General features: G+C 73.3%; 1 protein-coding gene. It reads left to right on the forward strand.

From position 1 onward, the window contains the following. On the forward strand, nt 1-1,113 hold a 1,113-nt coding region (locus tag ACFW2E_RS37555), incomplete at its 5' end, for a LuxR C-terminal-related transcriptional regulator (protein ID WP_384473742.1). Nucleotides 1,114-1,256 lie beyond the last annotated feature (143 nt).

Consider the following 1,256-nt stretch of genomic DNA (forward strand, 5'->3'; position numbering starts at 1 on the left):
ATGCTACACCTGCGGGGTCTGCTGGCGGAGCCGGCCGACCCGCTGTCCGAGCCGTACCTGCTGGGGACGGCCGCCGCAGTCGCCCAGTGGGCCGACGAACTCGACGAAGCCGACAGGCTGGTGGAGCGCGGCCTGGCCGGGCAGCGCCCCGACGTACTGCACCCCATGCAGGAGGCGCTCCTCGACACCCGTCTGGACATCATCGCGGCACGAGGTGACTTCACGCGCCTTCTGGCCGACCCGCTGCCCGCCACCGCGACCCCGAGGAACGCCCATGCCCACGCGTTGACGGCACTCGTGGAGACAGGCCGCGTCAACGACGCCGAACGTCTTGCCGGAGCCTTCGACCTGCGGACAGCGCCGGAGTCCTGGGAGCTGAACCGGTTCCTGTACGCGCGCGGACGCCTGCGCGCCGCGAACGGTGACCTGCCGGGAGCCCTGCACGACTTCCTGGAGTGCGGGCGCCGCCAGTCGGCCCGGGAGGTGTTCAGCCCGGTCGTCACCCCCTGGCGCACTGCCGCCGCCGAGTGCCATCTGACCCTGGGGATGCCGCGGGAGGCGATCGCCCTGGCGGAGGAGGAGCTGCGCCTGGCCCGCGCGTGGAACACACCCCGCACGGTCGGCCGGGCACTGCGGGTCCTCGGCACCGCGACTGGAGGACGCCGGGGTCTGGACTTGGCCGAGGAGGCCGTGCGGCTGCTGCGTGGCGGCCCGGCAGGACTGGAGCTCGTGGCGGCGCTGCTGGCCGTGGGCCGCCAGTTGACCGCCTCGGGCGAGTCGTCCCGCGCCCGCGGCATCCTGCGGGAGGCGGCCGGGCTCGCCGAACGCCTGGGCGCGGTACGGCTGCGGGACCAGGCGGAACAGACACTGCGGGCGAGCGGCGCGCGCCGTCCGACGACGCGGATCGGTGCCGCCTCGCTCACCGACAGCGAGCGCCGGATCGCCGAACTGGCCGCGGAAGGACGCACCAACGCGGAGATCGCGGATCTGCTGCACCTGGCCCGCCGCACCGTGGAGACCCATCTGACGCACAGCTACCGCAAGTTGGGCATCCGACGGCGCAGCGCCCTGAGCACGGCCCTGACGGGAGGCACACGGCGTACGGAGTCCTGACAAGCGCCAGGAACACGTAGGTCACGGCGGCGAAGGTGATGGCGGCGCGGGTGAATGCGGTGGGGTAGGTAGCTCCGTGCCTGCGGGCGAGCATGCCCCCATGGACGGCAGCCACCACTGCGACCACGATCACGAGTGCGGGG

Source organism: Streptomyces sp. NPDC058964 (genome assembly GCF_042741275.1).
Lineage (GTDB): Bacteria > Actinomycetota > Actinomycetes > Streptomycetales > Streptomycetaceae > Streptomyces.